Here is a 23,986-nt window from a genome sequence, read left to right as displayed (position 1 = left end):
TTTCTACTCTACTAAAACTAATCTTACCATAATAATATTACAATATTTTTACAATATTTTTAATTTCCTCTTACACAGCCTAATTAATTTATCTATACTGTCAATTCCATATATTGAAACTATAATGAATATCGGAACATTTACAAATAAATACCTAGACAAAGATTCAAATATACTAACAAATAAAAATATCCCGATATAAGATACATAGAATAATACCCGATACCTATGCTTTGAAAATATAGAAATAAATCCTAAAGTTAAGATTAGAATCCACACTATCTGTGATACATAATAAAAATAATAACTATATTCTGTATTATGACCATAAATTTTATGAAAAATATTTGAAATCATATTCTGTTTTTTTTGTTTTTCTATCGAAGTCTGATTATTCATAGCCATCCAAGACCATCCAAATGTACCATCATTAAAATTAATAAGGGTCTTATGCGTAAAATGATTATTAAAATCCGCTTTACTCATCATATTTATCCTATCTTTTATAATTTTCTTATTAAATAAATCTCTATTAAGATTATTATCTTGTTTTATACTATCTGAATAATCTTTATCACTGTATAGCCCCATAGATTCTATATTTAATCCTAATTTTATATAATGTAAATATCCTACTCTTTTTTCTGAATCCAATTGTTTTTTCATATCATAAGATAAAGCATTTATTATTACTACTGATAATATCGTACCAAATAGTAACTTTATTATTTTAGTATAGTTAAATCACTTTTTTCCAATTAAAACTATCAATTCATATATAAATATCCCTATACCTACAATAATTGTATGCGGTTTTAGACCATATCCAATAATTATAAAGAATCCCAATACCATCAAGTAATTTTCTCTCTTCTTTTCTTTTACTAGCATATACATATATAATTAATATAGGTACTATAATCCCCAATGAGTCTGAATAAATAACAGCTTGCCAAGGTGAAAAAATTACAATAATTGTATACAAAGTATATCCTATCCAAGACAATTTTATATCCGAAAATAGCATATATATCACCAAAAATAATAAAACACCTGCAAGAACTGTACAGAAAGATATTATTGTAATTACTAGCATTGGAGAAAAATATCCTAAAAATATATACGAGACTTTACCTATAATAGTCAAAAATAAAACTAAAAATACTGTATTAGGATAACTTTCAAAATAAAATATATCTTTGCTTATCCACTCTCCTGTTTCTACTATATTGATTGCATTTGAGACAGCTATATAGGTATCAAATCCAACAATAAAAGAATAGAATTTCCTTTTATTAAATTATAACAGAAAAAAAGAACAGATAAAATTATCAGTAGTTTATTATGGTTTATCTCATTATTTTTTACGAATTTTTTCAAAATACAGAATAGGAGTAGTAAAAATACAACTCCTATGAATAACAGTTCACCATTTTTCCCGCTACTTTTGTTTTATAAAAATATCCTATTATATTTTTATAAAACAATACAAACATAATATAACTATTTACAATAAAAAAAGATAAACAATAATTTTTGGGCTATATTAGACAACATTCTATACTTTTATCCTTTCCTCCATAACAAGTAATTTTTTAAACTCTTGAATCTGTTTATCTAAAGATAATTTTTCCAGAAATTCTACAATCTCTTTATCACACTCTTGAATTTTTTCTACATACCCTATTATTTCTTCTACTGCTTGTTCATCATTATAAATTATTTTCCCAAATTTTCCATCTTGTGAAAGTTCTTCTGCTCCTCCAACATCAGTTGAAACAAAAGGGACATTCAATGATAAAGCTTCTACATATACCCCTGGAAAACCTTCCTGTTTTGACATAGAAACAAGACATTTCATATATTTTAAATATTTATACGGATTTCTTTGATATCCTAAAAAATGAACATACTCAGTTAAACCATATTCTTCTGCTTTTTCCTTCAAACGCTTCTCTAGTTTACCTGATCCTATATAATACATATGATATTTATATCCTTTTTCATGAAGTACTCTCACTAAATCTAGCGTTCTATCCGAACCCTTTTGTTCTTCTATTCTTCCTATAGAGCAAATTGAATTTTCCGGTATATTTTCTGAAATTACCTCTTTTGATTTTTCTTTTATCTCATTAAATTTATATCCATTATATATACGAACTATCTTATCCTTCTGGTTAGGATATAAATCTAATATTGATTTCTCTGTTTTATTGGAAATTGATACAATTTCTGTAGCATCTGAAAAATATTGTCTAAATCTGTTTTCTCTCCAAGTATTTGAAAAATCTTCTATACTTCCATGTACCCAATATATTTTTTTTATATTTCTACTTGAAAATGGAATATCAGGATACATGACCTCAAACATTATTTCTACATCATAATCATCTTTTTTTACTAAATATCTCCTCAATACTCTTGGAAATCTTTTTCCCAATTGTTCTAAAACAAGCCGTATTACATTGGGATACTTTTCATAATAATAACTTTTAATCACTTTTATATTTCTAGGTAAAACTTCTATACCATTGTATCCTCTATCAATTTCCACTATATCTATCTGATACCCAGAAAAATCACCATTATTTAAAATATTTGATAGAATTTTTTCTGCACCACCACCCTTAGAGTAAGATGGAATGACTATTAGTACTTTTTTCATTAACTTCCTCTTTGCATTTTATTCATTACTCTCATACTTTTTATATTTCGATAACATAAATTTATATAATCTTTCATTGGTACTCAATAAAAACATAGCAGCCTTTAAATTTTTAGGTGCTTTTTTATTACCTAAAACCTTGAAGCAATTATCTTTAAGCTTATCTTTCAAAATTTTATATTCTTCCTTTGTTTTGTAACCATCTACCTCTAACAATTGATTAAATATAGAAATATAAGCAAAAGCTAGTCTAACTAATAATTGCTCTTTGAATATAGGAAAATTAGCTAAAGTATAATCTTCTATTTTATTCATTATTTCTATATAATCCATATCCTTTGAACTAAATGATCTTGTTGTTATACTATTTTCTCTTATGTAATAGTAATAATAATTTCCGCTTATAAGAGTATATTTATCCACAGTTTTCAAAAGTTCCAAAGTATAAAAAGCATCCTCGTAAATCTTTCCAGTTGGAAATTTTATTTTTTTTGCCAAATCTTTATGAATTAATTTACACCATGCTGAACCATACAATCTCTTATTTTCCAAGTATTCTTTTAAATACCCTTCTTTATCTAAAACTAAAAAATAATCTTCACCTTCATAATGAGGTCTTAATGTGTTTTTGTAAACCCTAGTTACTCCACACTCTGCAATTAATGTACCTGATTTCTTTATCGCTTTATATAGCTCCTCGTACATACATTCATGAATATAATCATCACTATCCACAAAGCCAATGTACTCCCCATTTGCTCTCTCTACTCCGTAATTTCGAGCATCTGACAAACCACCATTTTCTTTATGGAAAACTTTTATTCTATCATCGATTTTAGCAAGTTCATCACATAATTGTCCACATTTATCAGGAGAACCATCATCTACTAAAATTATTTCTAAATTTGTATAAGTTTGTTTTAAAATAGATTTCACACACTTTTCTAAGTACTTTTCTACCTTATATACTGGAACAATTATACTTATTAACTCATTATCCATAAGTTCCTCCTAATTTCCTGCTATTTTATTCTTATATTTCATTAATACTTTTCTGTATAAATCTATATTTAATTTAATTAGTATTACACTTAGTTTTCTGTTGCGATTTATATATTTATTTTTTAATATCGCCTTATAATTCCCTTTAAAATAATTTATTATCTGAGCATAATAACGATTATTTTTAAATTCATCTTCTAACAATATACTATTTAAAACAGAAAAATAAGCATACATCTTACGACAATCCGCCGCTTCTTTTAAACCAGGATAATTCTCATAAGTCGTTTTATGAAACTTCTCAACTATCTCTATAAGATCAAATATTCTAGGATTAAATTTTGCATTTGTTATACTATTTTCTCTCATAAGGTAGTTATAATATGAATTATTCATTATAACATACCTATCAACTTTTTCTATTAAATCATAAGCATAATAAGTGTCCTCATACAACTTGCCAACTGGAAATTTCAGTTTCTTAGCAATATCTGATTTAATTAATCTTACACAAGCCGAACCAAAAATCTTCTCAATTTTTAAATATTCTTCTAGATACTCTTGTTTTGTACATACATTGTAATAATTTTGTTCGGTAAATAATTCTTCTCTATCTGAGTATATTATTTTTAAATTACATTCGGCTACATCAACATTCTCTTTTCTTATAGCTTCATATAGTTTTTCATACATTTCAGAATCTATACAGTCATCACTATCTACAAAACCGATATAATCACCAGTTGCCCTTTCTACCCCGTAGTTCCTTGCATCTGATAACCCACCATTTTCTTTATGATACACCTTTATCCTATTGTCTATCTTGGCTAATTCATCACATAACTTACCACTACTATCAGTAGCTCCATCATCTATCAAAATTATTTCTAAATTTTTATATGTTTGATTTATTATTGAATTTACACATTTTTCTAAGTATTGTTCAACATTATAAACTGGGACTACTATACTTATCTGCTCCTTCATATACTTTCTCCTCTTATATTATATGTCAAATAACCTATGCTAAATAACATCATTAACTGTGTAAATTCATCTCTAATAAATATCACATCCAAGAATAACGATATAATTAGTATAAAATATAAACTCATGTGCATTATAGAAAATTCATCACTATTAGTTGCTAATTCAAATTTTAAAAACTTAATAAGTAATTTAAACAACCATAAAAACACTACCAATATACCAACTATCCCTTGGAATAACAATAATGCCAGATAACTGTTGTGAATTGCAACACCTACACTTAATATAGGAAATTCATCATAATTAAACTTCTTAGCAAATTCAGTGTTCATCCCTTGTCCTATTCCAAATAAAGGTTTTTTAACGTATAGCTTCAGAGTTTCTTTCCAAATAGAAATCCTCCCATTCCCTAGTTCTTCTCCTGAATCTTCCTTATCTATTACAATTTTATCCTTTAATTTATCTTCTATTTTATCTTGAGTTCTTACTGGATTATATTCAAATATCTTTCCTCTATATTTTTCATATTCAGTATTCTTTTTAACGTCTTCTTCATTAATTTTCACTATTTTACCATCAATATTTTCGTATATATGACGCTTATAATCTACTTTGCTAACTATAGCTGCTGAAACCGTTTTTACCCCGCTATATCCGAATAAAATTAAACAAAGTGATGCTATTAATATTAATACTTTCTTTATTGATATCTCATCATTTCTTCTAATCTTTTTAGTCAATAATATAATAATATACAATATGAATACTCCTATTACTGAGTACAATGCTCCCCTTGAATTACACAATGAAACAACTATATACTCCACAACCAAAAATACACTTAATATTATTTTTTCAATTTTATTAACGGCTATCTTTTTATTCAATAGTATATAAAAAACAATCATCATTAATGGTATTGCCTGCATAACTTCTTTGTTGGGACTAAAAAATGTTCCGTAAAGAAGTAAATTATATGTATCATTTCCAACTATTACATATCGTATACCATATGTATAAGGATTCGGTAAATCCGATATTATAAAAATACTAACATTATAAAAATACATAACTAATGACACTAAGCTACTTACTAATTTTAAAAAAATACTAGGATAGAAGATACTCTTAAAGATGACTTCATCATTATATTTTAATCTAAGTATCCTATAACTATATAAAAAAGTTATGATAACAATAATAGTTAATATTGCCGAACGAATAGAATCAAAACGAATTTGATAAATATTTACAATAATAGTAACTACACTAGAAATTATCCATAAAAAAATAAATTTTTTATTGTTGTCAAAAACCTTTCTATTAAAAATTACATAGTAGGAAATTATCATAATCCCCCAAAAAATTAATAAATTATGAATAATTGAATCATAAATTGCTATATTGTTTATCATGTAAAATTGCGATCTTGTTGCGTACAAGAAAAATATAGAATAATATGCTACTGGATACTTGAAAAACAATTCTATAAGTTTTTCCTTACTCAATAAACTCTTCATTACTTTATAACCATCTCCTTAATATGTTTAAATAACATTTTATTCCCCTCTTCAGTATAATGCAGCCCATCATTTGTATATTCATACTTCAAATGATAATCTTCAGAAAGATTTTTATTTATATCTATTAACTTTATGTTGTTCTCCCTTGTAAAGTTCTCTAACCATTCATTTAACTCTCTAACTATTTCATTATCCACACTATCTCTAAATAGTGCATACCCAATTGTTGTTAGAGTTAGTTTTATATTTCTTTTATCTGTTTCTAAAAGTAATTTCTTATAATTCTCTTTTATAATCTCTTTATTATAATTTGATATTATATCGTTTACACCTAATGATACTAACATCTTCTTGATTGGTACATCATTATACTGTTCTAGGTTTTCTAATAGAGTCGCTAATGACACTCCTCCTAAACTTAAGTTGCTGTAGCCTTCTAACTCTAATTTGGCTAATCTTGAATCTCCAAAAATTACGTTCTCTTTTAATTCCGTATTTTTGAATTCTTTATATTTTTCCTTATAAAAATTCTTGTTCCTTTGTTCTCTTAGTTCATAGTTAAAGTATCTACTTCCTATCGCTCCTATAAAGTCACTTCTATCATCAATATCGTATGAACTTTCTTTATCCATTAAGTAAGCTTTTGTTTTAGGTGTTAAGTAGCTTATATTTTTTTCATAGAAATTTTTAGTAGTTATATAAATCGCCCCATTGGTTCTATATAACTTCTTCTCATCTTGTCTTCTATATCCTCTGTCTGCAGCGAAGCTTTCTTGAATATAATTGTTATCGTCTAAGCTTGTAAATAATCTTGGTGATTTATCTAATTCTACATAACTTACTACATTCTCCACACCTTCTTCTCTTGACTCTTCAAATAGTTTCATCGCTTCTTGAATTTGTTTCGCACTTCTTAATGGTGATGTTAATTGTAATAATACGTATACTACATCTTCATCAAATCTACTTAGAAAATCTAGTCCTACTGAGTTTGATGGTGTCGTATCTTTTGATAACTCTGGATCTCTTAATATTGTACTTATTCCTCTTGTTTTACATATATCTAAGTATAATTGTGAATCCGAACTTACATATATATCTTCTTTGGCAAAGCATCCTGATTCTATTGCTGCATCTATCGTATGGAATATTAATGGTTTACCATCAAAAAATAACATATTTTTATTTTTTAATCCTTTTGATCCACTTCGTGCTGGTATTAAACATACTGCTCTCATTTTTCTTCTCCTTATTTGATTCTTCTCGCAGGTACTCCTACATAGGTTCCACTTTCTTTTATTGTTTTTACTACCGTAGCTCCTGCTCCTATTATTGTGTATGGTGCTATTTCTACTAATTGTATTATTGTGCTACCACTCCCCACATAAACTCCTTCTCCTAATTTACAAAAATTAAGTATCGCTCCTGGGGTAACATTACAATGTGGGGCTATTACTGTATGATGTTCTACTATTGCTCCTGTATTTACTATTGAATTATCATAAATTTCTACTTCAGATCCTATAAAACACCTACTTATGAATATTCCTTTTCCTTTTATGCTTGAATCAGTTAGTATAGTCGCTTCTCTACTTACTATGTTTATAAATGCATCTGGATATTTTTCATTTACTAAGTCAAACAATTCTTTTCTTTTTTTATTATCACCTATTGTTATGAAGACTTTATCTATTTTTTTTTCATGAAGACATTTTAATACATCATTTGTTTTTCCTAGTATTGGATATCCTTTATATTCTTCGATATCCTTGTCATCAAAATATCCTACAAATTCATAGTTATATATATCTAAATGGGGTTTTACTGCATCTGAATGGCTTCCTGCTCCTATAAATGCTACTCTTTGCTTCATTATCTCCCCTCCATCATATCATTAAATTCTTTAATTATGCTTCTATCTTTAGATAAATAATCTAATATTGCTACTTTGGCTTTTTCTATTGAGTTTTCTTGTTCATATGGATTATAGAAATCTCTTATATTTGATAATTCTTTTAGTCCTTTTTGTATACTTTCTTTTGTCGTATCTACATCTACTACACTCGGTCCTCGTAATCTTCCTAATTGTCTATTTCCAATGTTTAATGTTGGAACTTTTAGCGATGGAATTTCTATTAAACCTGAAGATGAATTTCCTACTAATCCTTTCGAATATTTCACCAATGAATGATATTCCCTTGGTTTTAAGGAAATAAATACTTTTGAACTGCTATGTTTTTTAGTATATTCTTCTATCGCACTCATTATCTTGTCCGAATCAGTATCCGAGTTTGATCCTATGAATACTACTTGTTTTGTCTGTTCTGATAATACTTCTAGAAGTGTTTGGATTTGTTTTAAAGCTCCTCCATCTTCTAATGTCACTGGATGGAAGAGTACTACATAGTACTCTTCTTCTAACTCCAGCCCTAAAGTTTCTTCTAATTCCTTCTTTGTTAGAAAATCTTGCTTTATTACATTTTCTACACCCATAGCTCCTATGTTGTGTACGTTCTGTTCTTCTTCACCTAGTTGTATTACTCTATTTTTAAATTCTTCACTAGCTACTAAATGCAAGTGACTCATCTTTGTTATCGCATGTCTAATTGATTCATCAAAGTTACCTAGTGTTTTTTCTCCACCATGTAAGTGACATACTGGTATATTGTATATTAATGCTACATTTACTACTGGAAGCATTTCATATCTATCTCCAAGTATAATAATTAAATCATACTTAGCTTCTTCAAATAACTCTGATAATCCTGTCGTTAATATTGCTAGCGATCTGCTTACGCATTTTTTTGATGTATTTTCTAGATTTAACGGGATTTTTTTTATTATATTTAGCCCGTCTTCTTCTATCTGTTTGTATGTGTTCCCATACTTTTCTTCTAAATGCATGGCAGTAACTACTACATCAAGCTTTATGTTTTGTTCTTTATTTAATTTTAAAAGTAACGCTCTCATTATTCCATATTCTGCTCGTGAACCAGTTACTACACATACATTTTTCATTCTTTTTACCTCTTACTCTTGATTTTTAAATTCGCTATGTTTAATTAACATATCTTCTTCGAAGTCATATTCACTAACTTTCCCTAGAATATCATACCAATTCATCGGACTTATTCCATTTCCTGGACGTTTCGTTGTGATATTCTCTTCTGTAAATACTTCTCCTTTTTTTATAGCCTTTTTAGCTATTATTGATTTTCTTGCCACTATTTTATTTTTTATTTCAGCCTCCACTGGCTCTTTCTCATATTTCCCAAGTGACATTTCTACTATTCTTACACCTTTTACTAATCTTTCTAATATATCAGGAGTCGCACTAGCCTTATGGTCTGGACCTGGCATATCATTATCCAATGTAAAGTGCTTCTCTATTATTTCAGCTCCTAAAGTCGCTGCCGCTATCGGTACTTCATAGCCTATACTATGATCTGAATATCCAATTTTTTGATTTGGAAATTCTTTTTTCAGAGTTGAAATCACATTTAGATTTAGGTCTGGATATTTTGTTGGATACTCTGTAGTACAATGCAAGATTGAAATATCCTCTGTTCCATTGTCTTCTAATATTTTTACTGCTGCATGTATCTCTTCTAAAGTTGCCATACCTGTTGATAGAATTACTTTTTTATTTTGTTTTCCTATTTTCTCTAAGTACGGTAAATTTGTAATCTCCCCTGAAGGTATTTTGTATACTGGCATGTCAGTACTAATTAGGAAATTTAATGATTCTTCGTCAAATGGTGTAGAAAATACATCTACTCCTTTTTCTAAACAATAGTCTCTAAGCTCTAAATATTCCTCAAAACTAAGTTCTAGTCTTCTTGTCATCTCTAGTTGACTATCTTCTGTTCCTGTTGTTTTCTTTTGATATTCTGCTTTAGGTGCATACTTAGATATTAATAAGTCTGCTTTAAATGTTTGAAATTTAACGGCATCTACTCCGCACTCAACTGCGACATCTACCATTTTTTTTGCTAGATTAAAATCTCCATTGTGATTACATCCTATTTCCGCTATTATATATACCATTGTTATCTCCTAATTTTTACTTTCTTTATTAATTCTTCTACATCTTCCTTATAATAAAAAATTAACACTATAAATACAACTAGACATCCACCCCATCTTATTAATAAGTTGTCTACAAATATATTTGTAAATATTCCATAAATACTTACTACTCCTGTAAGAATTATATATTGTACAAAACTTATTTCATTGTATCTATATTTTATTTTAGCTATTAGATGATGGAAAACCAATAATAATACATACGAAGCTACTGTAGCTATCGCAGCTCCATATATACCACTTTTTGGAATTAATATATAATTTAATATATAGTTTATACCTGCAGCCAAAAGAGTTCCTATTGGGACAAATTTTGTGTTTTCATGATAAAATTGAATATTAACAGGGAATGTATATAAAAATACTATAAAACAACTTATCACTATTAATACCACAAAGTCTCTACTACTCTTATAATCCGCACTACCCATTATTGAAACTAATTCTGGAAAGACAGATAAAAATCCTATTGTTAAAAATACTCCTATTAATATATATCTTTCCTTATATTTATTAATCAAATCAACATTTCCTTTTTTCTTTTCCTCAAAAAACCATGGAATCCATGCGGTATTCATACTCATTAACGCTATCGACACTATACTTCCTAATGAATACCCGAAACTATATATAGCTACCTCTTTAGCCGTCATATAACTTCCTATCATTATCCTATCTAATTGACTTAGTAAGTTATGTCCTAGAATATGAAATACTAGAGGAATCGAGGTCAACAATATGAATCTAACATATATCTTATCTAGTATCACACTGCTATTCCTATAAATGAATATTAAGAAAATTATACCTACAATTATCCCAGGTATTACTCCTCCTAATATTCTAGCTAGAAAATCATTTTTTAATGTGAATAGGAATAATAATGATAATACTACATTTCCAAATGACATAAAAAATGATAATACAAGTTGTTTTTTTGTTTCTTGTGTTTGAATATAATATTGCGATAAACTGCCTTGTAAGTGGCTGAAATATCCTTGGATTAAGATAAATATTAATATTCCTGTAGAGAATCCTAATATCTTTTCTAAATAAGTACTAAGTATTAAACAAACTGCAGAAAACAGTATAAAAAATATTGTCGCTACACTTGTACTTGTGGCAATATATTCTTTAAATCTATTTTCATATTTTATTTTCGCTATACTGAAACTTCCTGTTATTTGAAGTCCTATAAATATTGAAAATATTCCAACCCATGAACCATATAAATTATAATTACCATAATCTTCTTGTGTCATTACTCTTGTATATATTGGGAGGGTTATGAAACTTAATCCTTGTATTAATAAATTACCTATTGTATAAGCTAAACTAGAACTTAATAGTTTGTTCTTCTTCATTATAGTTCATCCTTGTTTATTTTATATTTTTCTAATAATTTTTCATCATACTCTCTCGTATTAAAATCAAAAAATATTTCTTTTTCCTTGCCACATGTTAAGAAGTTTATTGCAGTTGATGAGTGCGTTATTATTCGTTCAAATTTAACATCACTCACCATCTCAATTAGTTCCATCGGAACAGTCTGTGCAATTAGTTTTATTTCATTCATTTTCTCATAAGTAACACTATCTCTTGGATGTGGTTTTAAGTATACTTCATATCCTTCAGATAAATATTTATCACAAATCTTCTTATAAAATCCATATTGTTTATCATTGTTGTTCATAAGACCATCTACACTTAGTGGTTGTGTTAAAATCAATACTGATTTATCTTTCACTTCAGATAGTTCTTCTACATCAAAAACTCTTAATATTAATCGTTTTCTTTCTTCACTTATATTATTAAATAAGTCTTTTCTTGGTACTTCTTTAAACTTATGATATCTTTCATCTTTTGGAACTACTGATATATCATTTACTTCTATTGATTGACAGTATTTACCAAAACCTGGTTTATTTTTTTTACAAAACAATATATGTTTTATGAATTCTTTATAATCTTGAATGGTTGCTTCTTTTGTAAAAAGTTTATTCCTAAAATCTCTATATTCATACATAAAAAAATTATAACCATCTTCAATTGTATTATATGGAATTTTATATTTATCTAAATATGCTCCTATTGTAAAATGATCAATAAAGATATTTACTTTATCAAAATGTTTCAATCTTACTTTCAACTCTCGTCTTTGAGGTATAAATTTACAAAAAGAAAAGATACTCTCATCAATATGTATAACATCTTTTACAATTTTTTCTTTTATCAATATTTTTTGTATACGCTCATCTAATTTTCTATTTACAGGTGCTAATGAATCTTTGCCACCTTCTTTTACTTTTATTAACGCTATCAAAAATTGATACTGAGTATTAAAAATATATAATGTTTCCTTATTTAACATAATTTATTTCCCCATCAGTTTTCTATGGTGTTTAAGCAATATTTTTTTATACATTTTTTTATTTATTAACATTATCAATAATCTTATCTTCCTATTAATTGAAATTTTATTATTTGTAAATAACTGTAAAAAGTTTTTATAAAAATATGCTTGTATATTATTATAATAAACTTTATTACTATAATCTGAACTTACAATTATTGCATCTAATGTATTAAAATAAGAATACATTTTTCGTCTGGCAGCCTCTTTTTTTAAATAAGGATATGTCGATATAACATAATCATAAATATCATCAGCAATTTCTATTAAATCTAAGTTTTTCTCATTAAATTTTGAATTTGTAATACTATTTTCTCTCATTACATAATTATAATAAGGACTATCAAATATAACAAAATTTCTAGCTTTTTTCATTAACTCCAACGAATAAAAACCATCCTCAAACAACTTACCTTTTGGAAATTTAATTTCCTTAGCTAAGCTGCTCTTTATCAATTTTGTCCACGCAGCTCCAAAAATTCTATTCATAGTTACATATTCTTTTGTATACTCATCTTTATTCAATACTAAATAATATTTATCGTCTGTATAATTTGTAATTCTATTAGAATAAATGAATCTAAAATTACATTCAGCTACATCAACATCCTCTTTTTTTATAGCTTCATATAGTTTCTCGTACATTTCGGAATCTATATAGTCATCACTATCTACAAATCCGATATATTCTCCAGTTGCTCTTTCTACACCATAGTTTCGTGCGTCTGATAAACCGCCGTTTTCTTTATGATATACCTTTATCCTGTTGTCTGACTTCGCTAGCTCATCGCACATATTACCACTACTATCAGTAGCTCCGTCATCTACTAAAATTATTTCTAAATTTTTATATGTTTGATTTATTATTGAGCATACACATTTTTCTAAGTATTGTTCAACATTATATATTGGTACAATTATACTTATTAATTCATTTCCGTAGTTACTCACCTACTACCTCCTGAACTATTTCCTTGAAGTTTTCAATAATTACAGCTACATCTTCATCAGTAAGTCTTGTATGTAACGGTAATGTTATTTCTTTTACATAGTAATTATAGGCATTAGGATAGTTTTCAATATCGAATCCTAAATTTCTGTACGCAGTTAATAATGGTAGTGGTTTATAGTGTACATTACAACTAATTCCACGTTCTGCCATTTTAACAATTATCTCACCACGTTGTTCAAATGTAGCACCTTCAACATGAGTTATATATAGGTGCCCACATGATTTATACTCTTCTGAACTGTGACTTAGAGCTGTAATTCTAGTACCTTCAAATCCTTTATTATACTGACTAATAATGTTATCACGACGTTCTAAAAGTTTAGGATAACGATCTAATTGAACTAATCCAATAGATGCTGCGATATCAGTTAAATTGCATTTATATCCAGGAATAACAATATCATATTCCCAAGATCCTGCTTTAGTTTTAGCTAAAGCATCTTTTGTTTGACCGTGAAGAGAATAGATTTGATATTCTCTATATAATTCTTCATTATCAAAGTTTTCATTTTGTTTCCAAGTTACACTTCCACCTTCGGCTGTAGTGAAGTTCTTCACAGCGTGGAATGAGAATGTCGTAAAGTCAGCTACAGAACCAATTTTCTTACCTTTATAAGTACTTCCTAAAGCATGTGCTCCGTCAGCTACAACAGCTACTCTACCAAGTTTTTCTTGGTATTCACTATTAGCTTTGAATAAGTGTTTCTTACTTTCAACTACTTCAAAGATTTTATCATAATCACACGGTATCCCCGCTAAATCAACAGGGACAACAGCTTTAGTTTTCTCTGTGATTGCATCAGCTAAAGCAACATAATCCATCTCGTGACTATCTTCAGAAATATCAACTATAACAGCCTTCGCACCAACATGATAAATTACACTACAAGAAGCAGTGTAAGTCATCGCAGGAACGATAACCTCATCTCCTTCACCTATACCTAAAACACGCAATGTTAACTCTAACGCTGCAGTTGCAGAATTAAGACAAACCGTTTTTGGCGTACTAGTAAATTCTGATAATCTTCTTTCTAATTCTTTTGTCTTCGGTCCAGTTGTAATCCAGCCTGATTTTAAAGTATCTATTACTTCATTTATTTCTTCTTCACTAATATCTGGTGGAGAAAATGGTATATTATATTTTTTCATCTCAAACTCCTAATTATTTTTAATTACTTTTAATTAATACTTCAATTTTATTTAACAACCGCAACAGCTGTTTTTATCATTATTTTAATATCATTTATAACACTAAATTCTTCAATATACTTTAAGTTATATCTCATCTTATCTGGAAGAATCTCCTCCACATAGATTTCATCTATACTTCTTCCACTTCCTTTAAATTTCTCAATAACTTCATCTTCATCTTTGTATTCGATACTCGCTGGAGAAGTTATCCCAGCAGGAAGAAGTAATGTTGCATTCATTTCATCAGTATACTTATCTACATATTTCGCTACTTCAGGTCTTACTCCTACAAAACTCATATCACCAACAAGTACATTGATAAGCTGAGGAAGTTCATCAAGACGTAGTTTACGAAGCTTGTGTCCTACCTTACTAATACGAGGATCATTTTGCTGAGTGACAGCTGTCCCAAGCTTATCAGCATCTTTAACCATTGTTCTAAACTTAAATATTCTAAAAGTACGACCATAAGTTGTAATACGCTCTTGCCTATAAAATACAGGACCTTCACTATCTAACTTTATCCAAATAGCTATTCCCAAAATTATAGGTGATAAAGGAATAAGCAAAATTAATGCAAGTACCTTATCAAAAAGTAATTTCAGAAATAACGACACTTTCTTCTTTTCAATCGAAGCTCTATACTTTTTTACAGCTTCTGTTTCAAATCTTTTATCAATGTTCATCTTTCACCTTAATCACATACAAATTATTAATTAACTTTATTGAGTTATTTTATCTATATATTATAACATAATTCATACTAGAACTAAAGAAAACTCAATAAAAAAGACAACCAAATTAGGTTGCCTTAATACTAATTTTATTAATTATTAAATTTATTAGCCATGCTGAAATAATACTAATAATTAAAACTAAAATAGTAAAAATTACATCATTTAATCTAGAAGTAAAAAAATACTTCCCAACTATTGACATCACTAAACCATGAATCATATATAATTCAAACGATACTTTACCTAAAAATAGCAGATACTTATTAGAAAAATTTATTTTTCTCACTACTAACATAAAAAAAATAGTAAAAATTACATTATCTAAATTCGCAGCCAACGCCAAACTATATTTACTCGATGCATCCAATCTTTCCAATAAAAAACTATAGTGATGAGATATAAATAATAATCCCGTTAACAGCATTAATAATATAAAATAATTATTATTTAATAAAGTATCAATATCTACTTTATATTTCCCCCATATTAAGCCTACTATGAAAGGTAAAGTACTATTATACCACCAAAAATCATATTTTAAAATTATAGCTAAAACAATATAAATTATCACGAAAATTGTATTACAAAATATTGCACTCCTACTATCACTAAAAACTTTAAACGATATATAAAAGAAAACATACAACAAAATTATTACATCTACAAACCAACCATTCGCTATTACTGTTCCCCCTTTTACAAAAAGATTAACAAAATAACTAATCGGTAATATTTGCTTATTGAATACAAAATAAACTATATATATCCCTGAAACAAATAAAGCTGGAATAACAACTCTTGCTAACCTTTTGATTAAAAAATTATTTAAATACCCCTCTTTTCTTTCATTTTGCGTATATAACCCATATGCAGATAAAAAGAAAAAGATTGAAACTATATATGTTCCCATATATTTAAAATTAACAAATTCTCCTCCTGTACTAACCGACTGTGATAAGTGATGAAACACTATTCCTAAAGCAAGAAATCCTTTTAATCCTGTTGTAGATTTCACACCTAAGTAATCATTATTGTTTGGTAATAAATATACTAATATCGAAAATAATAATAATACAAAGATATCCATAATTTCTCCTTAATTTAAAATATAAATAAATTGTACCACACATACTAAGCATGGTACAATACATTACTACTATTATAAAATATTTATCATTTAAATGATTTAATTAAAACTCACTATAGACATATTCTTGAACATTTGAAAAGTCAGTCATAAAGCAATATATAATTATTCCCATTATTAAAATATAAAAGAATATTGTCCACAAAAACAACTTTGAATTATCATTAATTTTGTTTCGCAAATTCATAAAGCTCTCTTTCAACCTGCATCCATCCTTTCACACCTACATGCATTACATCAAATAAGAAATAATCATCGTATTCACGATTACCGTAATTTAAAACTTTAACGTTAGTATACTTTTTCGCTATTTCTTCAATGTTTCTATAAGTCTGCTCACGCATTTCCTTAGAGACACCAGTATAATCATTCCATTTCCCATTAACAGGAAAAATTATTACCTCAACTTCCATCCCTAACTCTTTCGCAACATCAAGAAATATCTCATAATCAATATATTCTGGAGATTCTAAATAACTTGTCCCTTTATTTGAATCTCTAAAAGATGAATAATTTTTAGCTAAATACGTATTATAATATTTATTATCCACAGCATATTCGTTATTATTTGTAGTTTTCTTAATTTTCTCTACAAAATCATTAGTAAGAGAATCCCAATCATAGTTAGGAGTATTCTGTCCAGAAAGAGGATAATCTATTTTTCCTTTATTTGAATAAAACTGCGTTTTATTTTTAAAAGAATATATATAATTTTCTATCTTCAACATTTCTCCATCTATAAAACTACCTTTATTTTCAATAAAATATTCTTTATATTTTCTATATATATCATTCTGACCTTTATTATCACCAGTTAGTTCTATTACTCTATTAATTAACTTCTCTTTTGTTTCTTTACTAATCTTATTATTAATCATAGTGTTGTATATATGCTCTTGCGAAGCTTTATTTAAAAAGGCATCTTTTTGTAAGCCGCCCTTAGCGAACCATTGCACAGACTCCACAATTGCCACTTTTCTATTCTTTATCGCGCCTTCAATAGAACCTAACGTTGAAGCTTGAACAATATTTTGCGAATACCCTGTTCCAATCTGCATAATATTAAAATCATTGTAATTAAATATTTTCTTAGGGTGATAATTCTCATTAATTGTTGCAGTTAACTCTGAAGATCCTAATAATACTAAAGTATTTGGTGTGATATTTTCTGTTATTATATCTTTACTCTTATACTTCTCATAAGCCGTACTGTATCTAACACTATTATCCTTTACTTTATAATAATTTTCTATCTTTTTCACATACGTCTTATCTAAAATTACAAGTGTAATTAATACCAACACTATTGATATTAAAAATGCTTTTAATCTTATCATGATTCTATTTCCTATTTTCTATATATGAAATTACCTTGTTTGGTGTATCTATTTCTTCATATGTTACTTCTGTTGGTGCTATACTTAGTCCGAAAATTTCTTCGATTTTTACTAACATTTCTACAAAAGCTAATGAATCCATTAACCCTTCTTCTTTCATGTTTATATCTAAATCTTCTCTTACCACTTCATCTTCACAAATTTCTTCTAACATTTCTAATACTTGTTCTTTTACCATGCTTTTTCTCCTAACTCTATATTATTTTTTTAGTACATGGCTTATTAGTTTATACGGTTCTCCTGAAAAGATATATAAGCCTATTATTACTAAGTTGATTGTTATAAACCAACTAAGTACTTTATACCATGTTTCATTTTTATTCTTTTTATAAAATTTACTTTTCTTCTGATAGTATTCAAATCCTGCCATTAATATTCCGTGGTAAAATCCATATACTATATAACTTATTGTTAATCCGTGCCAAAATCCCATAAGTACCATGTTTACCATGTAGGCATACATCGCTGTCGTTAGTCTTTTCTTAAATCTTTTTTTCTTTGTTGCTTCCATAAAGACTCTTGAAAATACGAAGTCTCTAAGCCACGTTGATAGTGTTATGTGCCATCTATTCCAAAAGTCTTTTATGTCTATACTTAAGAATGGTTTATTAAAGTTCATAGGTGTTCTTATTCCTAAGATGTTACTACTACCTACTGCCATTAAACTGTATCCTGCAAAATCAAAAAATAAGTACAATGTATATAGGTACATGTATTTTAATGAATAGACAAATGTCCCATGGTTTGTTAAACCTACTAAGTAGTGATAGCTTAATGTTGAGAATACTATTTTATATAGTAATCCTAATATTAGTCTGTAGACTCCTTCTCCAGCTAATTCTAAGTACTCCGTCCTCAGCATTCTTTCTTTCATTTCGCTCATAAACCTTCTACTTCTGTCTATTGGTCCTGCGCTTACTGTTGGGAAGAATAATAGGAATTGTACATATTCTACAGCACTAATTTTTTCTTTTATTAAGCCATCTGATATTTCTATCATAATTTGTATTGTCTTAAATGACATATATGATATTCCTATAAAGGCTAATAGATGTAGGTGTGTAGTTGCGAATACTTTGTTTATTACTAGTGGTAATATTGATAGCACTACTAATATTTTTAAGTGTTTTTTACTTTCTGTTTTTTGGGCTATTAGTACTAATATGTATTCAAATAGAATAAATCCTACTAGGTAAGATAACATTGTGATACTTTTACCATATATTACTGCGGCAAATATTACTGATAATGCCAATATATAATATTCTATTTTTTTACCTAAATAGTTTATTATAAAGCCTATGATTAGTGCTATAGCTAAGAATAAGAAAAATTCAATTCCGTCAAAGTAGCTCATTCTATACTAACTCCTTTAACTTTTTCTTATCTATTTTACCGTTGTTGTTTAGTGGCATTTCTTCTAAGAATACTATTTTTTTCGGTATCATATATTCTGGCACTAATTTTTTTAGTTCTTGTTTTATTTGTTTTGTTACTTCGAAGCGTTTTTCTATTTCTTCGTTGTATACTACAAATGATGTCAATGCTTTTACTTTTCCATCTTCATAGCTTGGTACTGTCGCTGCTTGACGTATTTTTTTATTTTTAAGTAGGTTATTATCTATGTCTTCAAGTTCTATTCTGTGCCCATGTAGTTTTACTTGGAAGTCTATGCGCCCTTCACAAAATAGCATTCCATCTTTGAAGTATCCTAGGTCCCCCGTTAGGTAACTTCTTTCTTCTTTTCCATCTACTTCCCCTATAGAAAATTTTTCGTTTGTTATTGTATCATTTTTGAAATATCCCTTTGCAACTGTATTTCCTGTGATTACTATTTCACCTTTATTTTCTTCATCTGGATTTTCTAGGTGTACTTTGGTACCCCATTTTATTTCTCCTACTGGCAGGTTCTCATAGTATTTTTCATTTACTTCTTTTGTTATTTCTACCCATGTGACCATTACTGTTGATTCTGTTGGCCCATATGTATTTATTACCTGTGCATCTTCAAAGTTTTTGTGGATTTTTTCTACTGTTGTGCTGAATAGTTTTTCTCCACAAAAGACGAATTGTTTCACCTTCGGCATTAGACTTTGATTGAAGTTTTTATCTATGAAACACATTTCTATAAATGATGGTGTTGAGATCCATATCGTCGCATTTGATTTATTCAGTTCTTCAAACATTACTTTGAAGTTCTCTTGATGTTTTTTATCTATTTGTACTAAAGAGGCTCCTAGATAAATACTTGGCCATAATGACATTACCGATAAATCAAATGAGAACGGTGGATGCCCTAAGAATACTAATTCTTCTTTTTCATCATAGTATCCTGTGTACCAGTGTAAGAAGTTATTTAGGTTGTTATATGTAATACATACCCCTTTTGGTTTTCCTGTACTTCCTGATGTGAAAATTATATAGAATATATCTTCATCTTTTACGTAGTTTTCTTTTGAAATAGCGTTTTGAGTACTTAAAATTATTTCTTTGGCTGACTTAACATCTAGCATTTCTCTAGATAGTTCTATTTCTTCTGTGACTAGTACTACTTTTGAGTCTGTTGTTTCTACTATTTCTTCTACTCTTTCTTTCGGTGTATTTATATCTACTGGGCAGAATGCTCTTCCTGATTTTACACACGCTAAGAAGTACACTAACATAAATGGATGTTTATGTCCGTACACTACTATAGGGCTTTTGTCTTCTCCCAGTTTTTCTTCAAGATAAGACGCAAGTCTATCTGAATACTCTATTAAATTTTTATATGTTAAATTTTCGTTCTGATATATATTATTAATATATACTTCTTTAGAACTATTTTTAAACTGTTCTAGTTTTTCAAAAAAAGTTAATTTCACTTATTCTCTCCTTAAAGAATGTATTTAATCACTAGTATATCATATATCTAGTTATTTTTCAGTTGATATAATAATTTCTAGAGAAAACAACTTAAAACAAAAACTCGAATCTATATTTCCCCAGACTCGAGTTTTATTATTTAGTTTACATATTCGAAAGAAGAGTCCCCTTCTTCACAACATAATCAGCTCATCACCTTTTAATCTTCTCTACTTAATATTAAAATTCTTAAGTACGATACTAAATGTTGTTAAGTTGTGTAGTAATGCTAATAAATTTGATGGTAATACATTTATTAATCCTAAGAATATTAGTGAACTATTAATCGATACCGTACTCTTAACGTTATTACTCATTTGTGCACGTAGTGTTCTTGAAACATCTGATAATAGTAATAATGAGTTTAGTGAATCTGATTTTAGGACAACATCGCTAATTTGTTTTGAAAGATCCGCACTTTCGCTCATAACAATACTTACGTCACTTTCTGATAATGCCGCTGAGTCATTTAGACCATCACCTATCATTAGAACTCGACGTCCTTGTTCTTTTTCACTCTTAATGTATTCAAATTTCGTAACTGGCGTCATACTTGTATGTACTTCATCAAAAGTTACATCTTTTAAAATTTTCTTAGTTCTAAGTTCATTATCCCCTGTTAAGAGAACTACCTTTTTACCTCTATTTCTAAGCTCGGTTAACACTGCACCAGCTTCATCTCTTAATGGGATATCTACACAGAAAATTGAGATTAATTTTCCTTTATATCCTAAGAATAATAAGTTATATTGTTCTTGTTTTTTGGCTATAATTTGTTCTTGCTCAGCAGTAACAACTATACCTTCGTCTTTTAGCAATTGTCTACTTCCGATAACTACTTTCTCTCCGTCGATATGAGATACTATCCCTTTTGAAGCGATATGATAAAGTTCTGTGTGCATCTCTTCATGCTCGATTCCATCTTCTTCCGCCTTACTTACAACGGCACTGGCAATTGGATGATAGATGTGTTCCTCTAAACACGCTCCAATTCTAAGAACTTCTTCATAAGAATATTCATAAAATGGTAGTACTTCTTGAATATATGGTTTAGATACTGTGATTGTTCCTGTTTTATCAAAAACAAATGTATCTATATCCTCATATTTATCAAGGGTTACTGAATTTTTTACCACAATTTTTTGATCAATTAGGTTTTTTATAGTAGTTAGATATGCTACAGGTGTTGATAATTTCAATGCACATGAGTAATCTACTAATAAAAACGACATCGCCTTCGCGAATGATCTTGTAAATAAATACGTTAGTCCCATCGCTAAGAAGTTATATTTTACTATACTGTCGGCTAATTTGATATATTTGTAATGATATGTGTCTTCTCTACTTTCAGAATCTTTCATCAATTGAATTAAATGTTGGATACGACCATTAACTTGTGGATTTTCTACTTTCAATTTAATCTCACCGTTAACAACTATCGTGTTAGAATAGACCTCATCCCCAATATTCTTTACAATCGGGAAACTTTCTCCTGTCAATGAACTTTCATCAACACTAGCTCCCCCGCTCAACACAATACCATCAAATAGAATTTCGTTTCCTTCTGAAACTAGAATTATATCGCCTTTTTTCACCTCTGCACAAGTTACTTTTCTATTACCTTCTTCTTCAACAAGCCAGATTTCTCTATCCATAGAAGTTAGGCTTTGTTCTAGTACTTTTACAGATTTTTTCTCAGACCAGTTGTTTAGAGCTTCTCCTAATTCCAGGATGAACATAATAGAACTTGCCGTTTCACGAGCTCCCGTCGCTAATGAGACTAAGATTGCTGCAGAGTCCAGCGTTTCCATAGTAATTTGCTTGCGTCCTAATAATTTCAGCGTATCTTTTAAATATCCTGATGCTTTCCACCATGTGTGAATGGCTCTAAGTGGAAGTGGTACGAATAATTTCGACATCGCACGCCAAAAAATGGCATCTACAATTATTGAATAAGGACTTTCTTCAGCTACCACAATTGGATTTTCGTAACAGTCCTTAACGCTTTCTTTATCTACTAGTTTAAAGAATTCTTGTAAACAACTGTTACAACCATCTTTAAACATAACGACAAAAGTGTACTCATCTTGATAAAAGTCCACTTTTTGTATATTTTCGATTTTTGATGCCTGTTCTTTAAAATATACTTTTACATCTGGTGTCAAGCGAAAATCAGCTCTAACTCTCGCTCTTGCACTTGAAAGATGTAGTATTTTAAAATCCATCTTATTTTTCCTCTAATTCTTGAAGATTGCTTTCTCTTTTTTCTTTTTTGTATAAGTCTTTAGCATCCGCTACAACATCATCAGCATGTTGCTTAATGTTTGATACTGTCCCTTCTACTCCGTCTTTTGCTTTATATAATTTTGATAAAACAACTGAGTAACCTTTCTTTGCATCCTTACTTGCTAAAAGTTTAAGACCTAAAGTTCCGAATGCTACTCCTCCTGCGAATACTCCTGGTGTTTTAAGTGCAGCTTTTGCTACTTTTAATGCTTTGATTGACATATTTAATTCCTCCTTATATACTTTGTATTTATATTATTATATCACTTTAAAAAATATATGTAAATCCTAATATATCAAGCTTTAACTAATATCATTTAATATTCTAAAAACTTCGTATTTTGAAAATATTTTTACTTTACATATCACTTGTATAGTCAAAAATTTAATGTTTTATTCTTATCAAACTACTTTTGAAAATTGTATTTTCTTAGAGTTTTACAATATATTTTACCTATATTTCATAATAATTTAACTCTAAAAACACCATATCTCATAAATCTTCACCAGGGAAACTTAAATTTCCAAGGGAATATTTCTTCTCTTTACTGTAGTGAACAATCTTGTTTATTAATGTAAAATATATCATTATTTTTTATAATTCACTCAAATTTCAATCATACAATGCTGAAT

Annotated in this window: 21 protein-coding genes; all 21 read right to left on the bottom strand. The window is 28.4% G+C overall.

Annotated features, from left to right (window positions below; translation table 11 throughout):
- Nucleotides 1-48 precede the first annotated feature (48 nt).
- Nucleotides 49-654 (bottom strand): hypothetical protein, encoded by a 606-nt coding sequence (locus ACWOBP_RS05225; protein ID WP_455337786.1) that lies wholly within the window; start codon nt 652-654, stop codon nt 49-51.
- A gap of 904 nt (nt 655-1,558) precedes the next feature.
- Nucleotides 1,559-2,665 carry a glycosyltransferase gene (locus tag ACWOBP_RS05220; RefSeq protein ID WP_455337785.1) on the bottom strand — a complete coding sequence of 369 codons (1,107 nt, stop codon included), beginning with the start codon at nt 2,663-2,665 and terminating at the stop codon, nt 1,559-1,561.
- A gap of 18 nt (nt 2,666-2,683) precedes the next feature.
- Nucleotides 2,684-3,667: a glycosyltransferase family 2 protein gene (locus ACWOBP_RS05215; RefSeq protein WP_455337784.1), complete on the bottom strand. Its 984-nt coding sequence runs from the start codon at nt 3,665-3,667 to the stop codon at nt 2,684-2,686.
- 9 nt (nt 3,668-3,676) lie between these two features.
- On the bottom strand, nt 3,677-4,654 hold the full coding sequence (locus ACWOBP_RS05210) for a glycosyltransferase family 2 protein (protein WP_455337783.1): 978 nt from the start codon (nt 4,652-4,654) through the stop codon (nt 3,677-3,679).
- Complete coding sequence (locus ACWOBP_RS05205) at nt 4,651-6,177, bottom strand: O-antigen ligase family protein (protein ID WP_455337782.1); 1,527 nt, start codon at nt 6,175-6,177, stop codon at nt 4,651-4,653. The genes ACWOBP_RS05210 and ACWOBP_RS05205 overlap by 4 nt, the downstream gene beginning before the upstream one ends.
- Nucleotides 6,177-7,418, bottom strand: coding sequence for a cytidylyltransferase domain-containing protein (locus ACWOBP_RS05200; protein WP_455337781.1), 1,242 nt, complete (start codon nt 7,416-7,418; stop codon nt 6,177-6,179). Before ACWOBP_RS05200 ends, ACWOBP_RS05205 begins: the two co-directional genes overlap by 1 nt.
- Before the next feature lie 11 nt (nt 7,419-7,429).
- The gene (locus ACWOBP_RS05195) at nt 7,430-8,053 is read right to left on the bottom strand and encodes a NeuD/PglB/VioB family sugar acetyltransferase (protein ID WP_455337780.1); all 624 of its coding nucleotides are present in this window, start codon (nt 8,051-8,053) and stop codon (nt 7,430-7,432) included.
- On the bottom strand, nt 8,053-9,198 hold the full coding sequence (gene neuC, locus ACWOBP_RS05190) for a UDP-N-acetylglucosamine 2-epimerase (RefSeq protein WP_455337779.1): 1,146 nt from the start codon (nt 9,196-9,198) through the stop codon (nt 8,053-8,055). Before neuC ends, ACWOBP_RS05195 begins: the two co-directional genes overlap by 1 nt.
- 12 nt (nt 9,199-9,210) lie before the next feature.
- Nucleotides 9,211-10,227 (bottom strand): N-acetylneuraminate synthase, encoded by a 1,017-nt coding sequence (neuB, locus tag ACWOBP_RS05185; protein ID WP_455337778.1) that lies wholly within the window; start codon nt 10,225-10,227, stop codon nt 9,211-9,213.
- Nucleotides 10,228-10,229: 2 nt separating this feature from the next.
- Nucleotides 10,230-11,633, bottom strand: coding sequence for a lipopolysaccharide biosynthesis protein (locus ACWOBP_RS05180; RefSeq protein ID WP_455337777.1), 1,404 nt, complete (start codon nt 11,631-11,633; stop codon nt 10,230-10,232).
- A complete protein-coding gene (locus ACWOBP_RS05175; protein ID WP_455337776.1) occupies nt 11,633-12,640 on the bottom strand; it encodes a glycosyltransferase family 52 in 1,008 nt (335 codons plus the stop codon). Before ACWOBP_RS05175 ends, ACWOBP_RS05180 begins: the two co-directional genes overlap by 1 nt.
- Before the next feature lie 3 nt (nt 12,641-12,643).
- Nucleotides 12,644-13,633: a glycosyltransferase family 2 protein gene (locus ACWOBP_RS05170; RefSeq protein WP_455337775.1), complete on the bottom strand. Its 990-nt coding sequence runs from the start codon at nt 13,631-13,633 to the stop codon at nt 12,644-12,646.
- Nucleotides 13,626-14,843 carry a DegT/DnrJ/EryC1/StrS family aminotransferase gene (locus tag ACWOBP_RS05165; RefSeq protein ID WP_455337774.1) on the bottom strand — a complete coding sequence of 406 codons (1,218 nt, stop codon included), beginning with the start codon at nt 14,841-14,843 and terminating at the stop codon, nt 13,626-13,628. Before ACWOBP_RS05165 ends, ACWOBP_RS05170 begins: the two co-directional genes overlap by 8 nt.
- Before the next feature lie 47 nt (nt 14,844-14,890).
- The gene (locus ACWOBP_RS05160; RefSeq protein ID WP_455337773.1) at nt 14,891-15,571 is read right to left on the bottom strand and encodes a sugar transferase; all 681 of its coding nucleotides are present in this window, start codon (nt 15,569-15,571) and stop codon (nt 14,891-14,893) included.
- A gap of 115 nt (nt 15,572-15,686) precedes the next feature.
- Nucleotides 15,687-16,709 (bottom strand): acyltransferase family protein, encoded by a 1,023-nt coding sequence (locus tag ACWOBP_RS05155; RefSeq protein ID WP_455337772.1) that lies wholly within the window; start codon nt 16,707-16,709, stop codon nt 15,687-15,689.
- A 224-nt stretch (nt 16,710-16,933) separates the two neighbouring features.
- Nucleotides 16,934-18,106: a D-alanyl-lipoteichoic acid biosynthesis protein DltD gene (dltD, locus tag ACWOBP_RS05150; protein WP_455337771.1), complete on the bottom strand. Its 1,173-nt coding sequence runs from the start codon at nt 18,104-18,106 to the stop codon at nt 16,934-16,936.
- A gap of 4 nt (nt 18,107-18,110) precedes the next feature.
- Entirely contained in the window at nt 18,111-18,344 is a 234-nt protein-coding gene (gene dltC / locus ACWOBP_RS05145; RefSeq protein WP_455337770.1) for a D-alanine--poly(phosphoribitol) ligase subunit DltC, read from the bottom strand.
- A gap of 21 nt (nt 18,345-18,365) precedes the next feature.
- Nucleotides 18,366-19,523, bottom strand: a complete 1,158-nt coding sequence (gene dltB / locus ACWOBP_RS05140) for a D-alanyl-lipoteichoic acid biosynthesis protein DltB (protein ID WP_455337769.1) — start codon at nt 19,521-19,523, stop codon at nt 18,366-18,368.
- A 1-nt stretch (nt 19,524) separates the two neighbouring features.
- Complete coding sequence (gene dltA / locus ACWOBP_RS05135) at nt 19,525-21,027, bottom strand: D-alanine--poly(phosphoribitol) ligase subunit DltA (RefSeq protein ID WP_455337768.1); 1,503 nt, start codon at nt 21,025-21,027, stop codon at nt 19,525-19,527.
- A gap of 210 nt (nt 21,028-21,237) precedes the next feature.
- Nucleotides 21,238-23,292 carry a heavy metal translocating P-type ATPase gene (locus ACWOBP_RS05130; protein WP_455337767.1) on the bottom strand — a complete coding sequence of 685 codons (2,055 nt, stop codon included), beginning with the start codon at nt 23,290-23,292 and terminating at the stop codon, nt 21,238-21,240.
- A gap of 1 nt (nt 23,293) precedes the next feature.
- A complete protein-coding gene (locus ACWOBP_RS05125; protein ID WP_455337766.1) occupies nt 23,294-23,575 on the bottom strand; it encodes a DUF6110 family protein in 282 nt (93 codons plus the stop codon).
- Nucleotides 23,576-23,986: the final 411 nt, after the last annotated feature.

This window comes from Gemella parahaemolysans (assembly GCF_053758945.1).
Note: the sequence above shows the minus strand (reverse complement) of the source record. Positions and strands in the feature narration are given on the sequence as shown.

What these genes read in the sequence shown, in the direction of transcription:
- ACWOBP_RS05220 (WP_455337785.1), bottom strand. Translation starts at nt 2,665, where the DNA reads ATGAAAAAAGTACTAATAGTCATTCCATCTTACTCTAAGGGTGGTGGT.
- ACWOBP_RS05215 (WP_455337784.1), bottom strand. Translation starts at nt 3,667, where the DNA reads ATGGATAATGAGTTAATAAGTATAATTGTTCCAGTATATAAGGTAGAA.
- ACWOBP_RS05210 (WP_455337783.1), bottom strand. Translation starts at nt 4,654, where the DNA reads ATGAAGGAGCAGATAAGTATAGTAGTCCCAGTTTATAATGTTGAACAA.
- ACWOBP_RS05205 (WP_455337782.1), bottom strand. Translation starts at nt 6,177, where the DNA reads ATGAAGAGTTTATTGAGTAAGGAAAAACTTATAGAATTGTTTTTCAAG.
- ACWOBP_RS05200 (WP_455337781.1), bottom strand. Translation starts at nt 7,418, where the DNA reads ATGAGAGCAGTATGTTTAATACCAGCACGAAGTGGATCAAAAGGATTA.
- ACWOBP_RS05195 (WP_455337780.1), bottom strand. Translation starts at nt 8,053, where the DNA reads ATGAAGCAAAGAGTAGCATTTATAGGAGCAGGAAGCCATTCAGATGCA.
- neuC (WP_455337779.1), bottom strand. Translation starts at nt 9,198, where the DNA reads ATGAAAAATGTATGTGTAGTAACTGGTTCACGAGCAGAATATGGAATA.
- neuB (WP_455337778.1), bottom strand. Translation starts at nt 10,227, where the DNA reads ATGGTATATATAATAGCGGAAATAGGATGTAATCACAATGGAGATTTT.
- ACWOBP_RS05180 (WP_455337777.1), bottom strand. Translation starts at nt 11,633, where the DNA reads ATGAAGAAGAACAAACTATTAAGTTCTAGTTTAGCTTATACAATAGGT.
- ACWOBP_RS05175 (WP_455337776.1), bottom strand. Translation starts at nt 12,640, where the DNA reads ATGTTAAATAAGGAAACATTATATATTTTTAATACTCAGTATCAATTT.
- ACWOBP_RS05165 (WP_455337774.1), bottom strand. Translation starts at nt 14,843, where the DNA reads ATGAAAAAATATAATATACCATTTTCTCCACCAGATATTAGTGAAGAA.
- ACWOBP_RS05160 (WP_455337773.1), bottom strand. Translation starts at nt 15,571, where the DNA reads ATGAACATTGATAAAAGATTTGAAACAGAAGCTGTAAAAAAGTATAGA.
- ACWOBP_RS05155 (WP_455337772.1), bottom strand. Translation starts at nt 16,709, where the DNA reads ATGGATATCTTTGTATTATTATTATTTTCGATATTAGTATATTTATTA.
- dltD (WP_455337771.1), bottom strand. Translation starts at nt 18,106, where the DNA reads ATGATAAGATTAAAAGCATTTTTAATATCAATAGTGTTGGTATTAATT.
- dltC (WP_455337770.1), bottom strand. Translation starts at nt 18,344, where the DNA reads ATGGTAAAAGAACAAGTATTAGAAATGTTAGAAGAAATTTGTGAAGAT.
- dltB (WP_455337769.1), bottom strand. Translation starts at nt 19,523, where the DNA reads ATGAGCTACTTTGACGGAATTGAATTTTTCTTATTCTTAGCTATAGCA.
- ACWOBP_RS05130 (WP_455337767.1), bottom strand. Translation starts at nt 23,292, where the DNA reads ATGGATTTTAAAATACTACATCTTTCAAGTGCAAGAGCGAGAGTTAGA.
- ACWOBP_RS05125 (WP_455337766.1), bottom strand. Translation starts at nt 23,575, where the DNA reads ATGTCAATCAAAGCATTAAAAGTAGCAAAAGCTGCACTTAAAACACCA.